Source organism: Herpetosiphon giganteus (assembly GCF_016907925.1).
Lineage (GTDB): Bacteria > Chloroflexota > Chloroflexia > Chloroflexales > Herpetosiphonaceae > Herpetosiphon > Herpetosiphon giganteus.
Genome location: NZ_JAFBCZ010000041.1, coordinates 38125 through 45292 on the forward strand (window position 1 = coordinate 38125; position 7168 = coordinate 45292).

Below are 7168 nucleotides of genomic sequence, written 5' to 3' on the forward strand. Positions count from 1 at the left end.
GGCAAATGGCATTTTTTGATGCAATTAATCAGATAATTCATTGCAATGTAATGTATTGTGGCCCAGCAATGAGTGGTAAAACGACTTCGATTCGTCAAATTGCCCGTTATTATGCCCAACAGCAACGATTGATCCATCCTATTAATTAAACGCTATTTTGATCAAACAACACATTTTCTTGGTTGTAGTCTGCTTGGCCAAGAGCAGCTTGGTAATTGGCAATTACATCTGCACTGTCTTGGGCAACAAGGCGTAGCCATGGATAATACTTTCACCAATGAGTTGATTAGCATTGCTGACGCGGTGATGTTTGTGGCCGATTCACAGAATGTTAAATTGGAAGAAAATATCATCAAACTCAGAAATGTTGCCCGAATGCAGCAGCAAAATCAACGCAATTTTAGCCAGCTACCGTTGGTGTTGCAATATAACAAACGCGATATGTCACCCATCATTCCAATCGACACACTCCAACGCTTTCTTAACCCACTTGGGTGGAATTACGTTGAAACCAATGCCTATGCTGGGCCAACTGAACCAATTGTAGCAGCCCTGCACATGCTCGAAACGCGACTTATAGCCTATCTCAAACAGGCAATTATTCCATCGCTAGCCCCATTCGCTCGATTGCTCAGTGAATTTGATTAATCCACATTGGATTGTGCTAGGCAATCAACCATAGCAAACATTGGCTATACTGATAGCACATGGTTTGTGTATGGAGGTTTTTGATGGAAATTAAACGCAATGGCTCGCAGTCCTCGGAGGTTGGCTCGGCAGATTATTTTAGCGGCACGGTGCGAATCGACCCGTTGTTTCAAGCGCCCGAACCTGCGCGAGTACGCGGGGCAAGCGTCACTTTCGAGCCAAACGCGCGCACCGCATGGCACACCCATCCGCTTGGTCAAACTTTAATTGTAACCGCTGGTTGTGGCTTGGCTCAGCGCTGGGGTGGGTCGATTGAAGTGATTCAGTCTGGCGATGTAGTTTGGTTTGCCCCAGGTGAGAAACATTGGCATGGCGCTAGCTCAACCACTGCCATGACCCATATTGCGATCCAAGAGCAGCTTGATGGCGCAGCTGTGGAATGGCTAGAACACGTCAGCGAGGAGCAATATCTGGCTGATCAAGCCAAGTTCGCCGTAAACTTGCAAGATCTTCGGTTGGCGAACAACCAAAATAGCGCCGATATTCACGGCTAAATTGCGAGCTGCTTGCATAGCCCACCTGCTGGCCGATTGCGCCAATCTCAAGCGTCGTTGCAACCAACAAGCGCCGCGCTTCGTGCAAACGTAACGTTTTTTGAAACTGAATGGGGCTGAGCGCGGTAACTGCTTTGAAATGCAGATGAAAGGCTGAAACACTCAAATTAGCCAAATCGGCCAGCTGCGCAACCAGCAGTGGTTGGGCAAAATGGTGGCGCAACCAGCTAATCGCCTGGGCTACAGGCGTAACTCGCGAGCTGGTTTGGCCAATTTGGGCCAAGCGCTTGCCAAACGAGCTATGCAACAAACGAATAATGATCTCGTCGATCACCAAAGGAGCTAACAGCTCAGCCTCAGCAGGATATTGCATCAGCTCAATCAAGCGAATCGCGGCCTGCACCAGTTGGCGATTGCTGCGCTCGGTGGCAATTGCTCGCAGCTCGGTTGGCGCTGGCAGCCCTTGGGGATAGACTTTGAGTGCCAATTCGGCCACCCGCTGCACATCAAACTCCAACTTAAAACACAAATACGGCTGCGCAACGCTAGCCTGAGTAATTTGGGCCGCAACTGGCAAATCAACCGCCACAACCAACAGATGCGCTGCATCATAATTGTAAGTCTGATCGCCAAGCACCAGTTGTTTGGCTCCTTGGGCCACAAGGCAAACGCTTGGCTGATAGAGTGCCGGCAGCGAGCGTTGATGCGGTTGCGATTCACGGATAGCATAGATTTGCGGCATACAAAAGCCAAACCGTCCATCGTGCGGCGCATGCTGGGCCAACAATTGAGCCAACGTGCGCCGTTCTGGCTCTAGCAACGGTTCAGGTTCTAACGATCGGTCAAGCTCAAGCAGCGTCATCACACAATCCTCGTAGCACAATCTTGCCTTACTATACCAATTGATCATTCCTAGCAAAACAGTATTTCCAATCGAATATTGCTTAGCATAGATTCAGCTTCATCCTTCATCCCTCGTTCTTCATCCTTCGGTGAGCTGTCATCAAGCTGTAACCCCTGCATCCTCTCAGCGAGCGGGCTTTTTTCTATAATGGAGCTTGATCGCACTTGCAATGGAGGTTGGTTATGCAGATTGTCTTTTTATTGATGAGCGGCGCTCTTTTGCTCTTGGCGGTGCTGCTTTTGTGGTTTGTGCCGCATTTGTTGGGCCAGCAAGAGCAACGGGCCAAACAAGAAAATCAGCAGCTTAAAGCCCTGTTGAGCGATGTTTTGGGTGAGCAAGAGGTCGTGGCCCGTCGCCAAGCCCAACTTGGCTCGTCACTTGGTCATTTACAAGCCCAGCTCGAAACGCTGCACACTTCGTTTCCAGCAACGGTTGCCAAATTGGCAGCCCAGCCCGCCGATTTTAGCCGCCCATTGATCGAGCATCTTGATAATCGCTTGAATAATTTACACTGCCAACTCGATGGCTGGATGAACGAGCGTCGCCAGCATTCGAAGCAAGTCAGCCAGCAAGAAAACGAATCTTGGGCCTATTTGATGAGTTTGTTGGGCACGATGCAAGAGCAACTTGGCGATGTTTCGACCCAGCGGCCTCGTCGCCCATTGCGCGAACCGCAGCGGGTTGAGTTTGGATCATCGGCAGTGGTCGAAGATTTACGTGATGAAGTTGAGAGTTTGCGCGCGATCTCCGAGGAAATTGCGGCCTTGCAATGGCGCTTACGCCGTACCGTGGCCAGCGCCAGCAAGCCCAATAATCCTAATAATCAGCAGCAACCAATGAGCTTGCTGGGGCCGAATGAGCCAGTGCGTAGCGTCCGCACACTCTAAATATTCAGCTCAATCTGCATCCAAATAACCAAGCGCCCATGGCCAAAACCATGGGCGCTTGCTCCTGCTTAAATCGAGAATTGTTCGCCGTAGAGCCGGAAGAACTCAGGCGTTGGCGTGCTGGCAAATAAACCGCTGGCACTCGTGGCATTCAAGGCCAAAGCCACATAGCCACGATCAACAAAATGCTTCGAAAGCTCGGCCTGTGGTGTGGTTCCGTTGGCGCTATACACCTTCAAGACTCCGGCAATGCCGTTGGTTGTGCCAAGGCTAAGCAAGGCAGCATTATCGTAGTTGAGCACCAAGGTTGGCTTGAGCGGCACACTCGCCCCAACATCGCTGGGCAAGGCTGCATTGCTGGCCAAGGCAAAAATATAGCCTCGGCTTTGGGCAGTGCCCGTTGTATTGGGAAAGCTGCTACACGAGCCATACATCGTCGTGGTAATCACCCGCAAATGGTTAAGTTCGCTGGCCCGACTTTCGGCAGCTTGGTTGAAAAAGACCATCAAATTGCCTTCCGAGGAGCCAGCAGTTAAGGGAATTGGCGCAGTTGGATTGTGGCTGGGCGGATTGCCACCCTCGGAATAGGCCACAACCGCCAATTGAATGCCAGTTTGGCCTTCAAACACCAAGAAGGCGGTACCATCAAGCGACGGCAAATTATTAACCACGCCATTGCTATCGACTGCATAGGCATTTTGCTCGCCAGCCGCCGCCACGTAGATCGCGGTCGGCGTTAGGCCCGCTTGCGTCACAACTTTGATACTATACGAACCTTGCACCACCGAGCCATACGGCATTACCGCCACCAAAGGAAATTGGCTTGGCGTGCATTCAATCCAGTTAAGTTCAGGCGGATTGCCCTCAAGCTGCGCAACATAGACCGCCGTTGTGCCATTGGCACGGTCGCCAATCACCAGCACATAATCATCGGCGTTCGCGCCAAGCAACTTAAAGCCCTGCGAATTCACCCGCGAATCGAGGCTACCTTGCGGAATAAGCGTGGTCGGCGCATTCAGGCTGCCACGCAACAAATAGACCCAGCCACGATTGAGGTTGGCAATTGGCGTATCGTTAATTGTGAGGGTGGTAACTTCAGCCACTGGATTGCTGCCAAAACCATGCTGAAACACGGGCAAGGGCAAGGGCAAGCGTTCTGGCCCAATGCGCGGCTGATCAAATGGCGCAGTTGCCATGGCGCTGTAGGGCAAGCCAGCCCCAGTTTGGGCACGGAATGGTTGCCAAACATCGTCGCCACCGTCAATCCGCATCACTTCGCTCGACCCAACCAAGTGCGCCATAATCGATTCGGCGGTTGGGTTGAACGAGGGCAAAGCCAAATCTGGGTGCTCAGCATTATTTGAATTAATATATTGATCGCGCAAGCCAATTGCGTAGTGCATCCATTCGTGCACAATCACCCGATAGCCCTCTGGCTCGTGCCAAGGAATGCTAAAACTGCCTTGACGTTCCCACATACCACGGCCTAAACGAATTGGCATATGCTTGGAATCGGTATACAGCCCTTCGCGCCAACTGCGGGGATGATAGCGATTGGAAGCCAAAATTTGAATATCGGCGGCGCGCATCTTATCAACGCCACCAAACACCACTTGGCCAAAGGCCATCGTACCATTGCTCACATCAAACAAGAAATCTGAGGCCCGCCGAAATGCCCATTGCAATTGATTAAGCTCGCCAGCGCTCGGCACCCATTCGATCGCCACCAACACATTGAACAAACACACTTTGGTTGCGCTCGTGGTTTGGGTTGTGTTATGGCTTGCTTGAACTTGGGCATAGGCCGTTGGATAATTCGGCAAATCGTCGCTGTTGGCGTTGGCGGTGAGCTGTTGTTGGAGATCATAAACACAAAAGGCCCAATTGAGGTCTTGCAGGCCCAGCAAATTGGCGGTTGGCAAAGCCCAATTGCTAAGCAGGGCAAGTTGGCTGGGCACGCGTTGCACCAAGTGGGGATTGCTTAATTGCATACTTGGCTGATTGGTATACCAATCGGTATTGCCGCTTGGGGCTGGGTTCGGTGTTGTGTTAAAAAGATTGTAGCGGTTGAAATAAACTTGGGCGTGTGGTGTGGACATGATCGCATTCCCCCAATGTCACAAAACAAGGGCTACTTCGGTAGCAAAGCCGATCAAAATCGAGTATAGTAGCGCTAGAACTTTGCTTCAATTACGCAGATGGTGTGCCTGATCTCTCACAAACCTAGGCATGCTAGATGGCGTTGCATACACCAAGGGTGATGGTATGGTTTTACTTGATGATGCCTTTGAATCAACGGTTGCACCGGCACTTACATCTTACATCTGGCTCTTGCGTTGGTGTGATTCTGCTCAGTTGGCTAGCCTCACACCATATTCATCCGAACAAATTGAGCGTTTTTGCCAAAGCACATTTATGCTCAAGCACCATGATCACGGTTGGTATGAGTTGCACGAAGCTCCAGCTTTGAATGACCTTCCCTACCGCGAGCACGAAGTTTTTGCTGCTGCCTTTGAGTATAGCCAGCAACAACTCAATCGTCTAGTCGCAGAGGCATGGAATTTTGAGCTTCAGCGCTGGCTCTACTACCTTGAATCCTATTTAGAATTGCTTTCGGCGCGGCGCGAATGGCCAACCATCGCCAAGGTCTTGGAGCAAGCAACCAGCATTCCGCAAGTTAATCCGCGCCAACAGCAGATTTTGCAGCTCTACCAGGCCATTATTCAAATGCGGCTTGAACGCCAGTATGCACTTGCCCAAAGTGTATTGCAACAATTGCGCGACGACATCCACCTCGAAGCCGATTTATTGCCGATGGTGATCAATAGTTTGGGCACGTTGGCATGGTTTCGCGGCGCGTATGATCAAGCAATTCAACATTATATTGAGCAGCTGCAACACGCCCAGCAGGTGCAAAATTGGCTCTATCAAGGCCATAGTTTGCTCAATCAGAGCATTTTGGCCAATCATTTGCAACGCCCAGAACAGGCGCTTGAACTAAGTTTGCACGCGTTGGAGGCTTTGCAACGGGCTGGCAATCGCTACCGCGAAGCCCATGCACTCTACGAAGTTGGCTCAAATTTGCTCTATTTGTGCCGTTGGGATGAAGCAGATAGCTATTTCAGCCGTTCGGCGGCGCTCTACGAAACCCTTGATACGGTTGGCGATTTGGCCAATTTGTATTGGCACATTGGCTTTTTGAAGCATTTGGCAGGCGATTTGGCGGCCAGCGAACAGGCTTATCAGATTAGTATTGACGCGGCGCGGGCCAGTGTTGTACCCAATGACGATAGTTTGCGCGATTCGTTGGCATTTTTGGGCTTGCTCTACTGTAGCATGCACGATTATCAAGCAGCCTTGGCAATTTATGCTCAAGCAGAAGCTTTGGCGCGCCAACAAAATAATCGCCATGAATTAGCCTTAATTCTCAACCATCGGGGCGATGCAGAACGACGCAGCGGCGCGATCGACGCAGCCTTTGCCGCCTTTGCCGAATCGATTGCGATTATCGAAGATTTGCGCACTTCGTTCCGCGATGAAGATACCAAATTGGGCCTGATTAGCACCGCCCAACAGGTCTATGAGCATATGGTGGTCTTATGCATTGAGCGCGGCGACGCGGCCCAAGCTGTCGATTATATTGAACGTGCTCGTTCGCGAGCGTTCCTTGATGCGCTGCAAGCAGGCGATGCAAGCTCAGCCGCCGAGCTTTCACAACAATGTGCCAATTTGGCCGAAATCCAAGCCAAGCTTGATCAACGCACAGCGATTGTTGAATACTTTACGGTTGGCGTGCTAGGTCGATCGTTGCGCTTCTTGGCAGCCTTGGCCGAACGCAAATCGCCAATTTTGCACCACTTTAGCCTTGAGCCAGCCTTGTATAGCGTGGCAATTACAGCAACCAATGCGACTATTCAGCAACATAGCTTTAATCCTTTGAACCTCACTCGTGGCCATGGTGGGCATCACCGCTTGCTCCAACCGCGAATTTTAAAGGCCATTTCGCAGGCCTTGATCGAGCCATACGAAGCGTTGCTGAGCACGCTTGATTTGGTGTATGTTGTGCCGCATGGCCCGTTGGAAACTCAGCAACGACATAGTATGCCTATGTCTGTCGTTTGGATGGCACACACCAAGCGAACATGTGTTGGTCTAGGCAGCCACGCAACGGTTTG

Annotated in this window: 6 protein-coding genes and 1 pseudogene; 5 read left to right on the forward strand and 2 right to left on the reverse strand. The window is 51.1% G+C overall.

Going from position 1 to position 7168, the window contains the following annotated elements; genetic code table 11:
- Window positions 1-5 precede the first annotated feature (5 nt).
- The 3 genes and pseudogenes from JOD20_RS24225 to JOD20_RS24235 form a co-directional block, all read left to right on the forward strand.
- On the forward strand, window positions 6-149 hold the full coding sequence (locus JOD20_RS24225; protein WP_204757750.1) for a hypothetical protein: 144 nt from the start codon (window positions 6-8) through the stop codon (window positions 147-149).
- 109 nt (window positions 150-258) lie between these two features.
- On the forward strand, window positions 259-648 hold the full coding sequence (locus JOD20_RS24230) for a GTPase domain-containing protein (protein ID WP_204757751.1): 390 nt from the start codon (window positions 259-261) through the stop codon (window positions 646-648).
- A gap of 83 nt (window positions 649-731) precedes the next feature.
- Window positions 732-1118, forward strand: a pseudogene (locus JOD20_RS24235) ((R)-mandelonitrile lyase); the annotation flags it as partial.
- Here JOD20_RS24235 and JOD20_RS24240 read toward each other — a convergent pair.
- Window positions 1102-2064, reverse strand: coding sequence for an AraC family transcriptional regulator (locus tag JOD20_RS24240; RefSeq protein WP_204757753.1), 963 nt, complete (start codon window positions 2062-2064; stop codon window positions 1102-1104). The pseudogene JOD20_RS24235 and the gene JOD20_RS24240 overlap by 17 nt on opposite strands.
- A 224-nt stretch (window positions 2065-2288) precedes the next feature.
- Here JOD20_RS24240 and JOD20_RS24245 point away from each other — a divergent pair, with 224 nt between their 5' ends.
- Window positions 2289-2993 (forward strand): hypothetical protein, encoded by a 705-nt coding sequence (locus JOD20_RS24245; RefSeq protein ID WP_204757754.1) that lies wholly within the window; start codon window positions 2289-2291, stop codon window positions 2991-2993.
- Between the two features lie 68 nt (window positions 2994-3061).
- On the opposite strand, the gene JOD20_RS24250 is transcribed toward JOD20_RS24245, so the two are convergent.
- The gene (locus tag JOD20_RS24250; protein ID WP_204757755.1) at window positions 3062-5092 is read right to left on the reverse strand and encodes a hypothetical protein; all 2031 of its coding nucleotides are present in this window, start codon (window positions 5090-5092) and stop codon (window positions 3062-3064) included.
- Window positions 5093-5258: 166 nt separating this feature from the next.
- Between JOD20_RS24250 and JOD20_RS24255 the strand changes: the two genes are divergently transcribed.
- Window positions 5259-7168: tetratricopeptide repeat protein (locus JOD20_RS24255; protein ID WP_204757756.1), on the forward strand; the 1910-nt coding region annotated here is incomplete at its 3' end.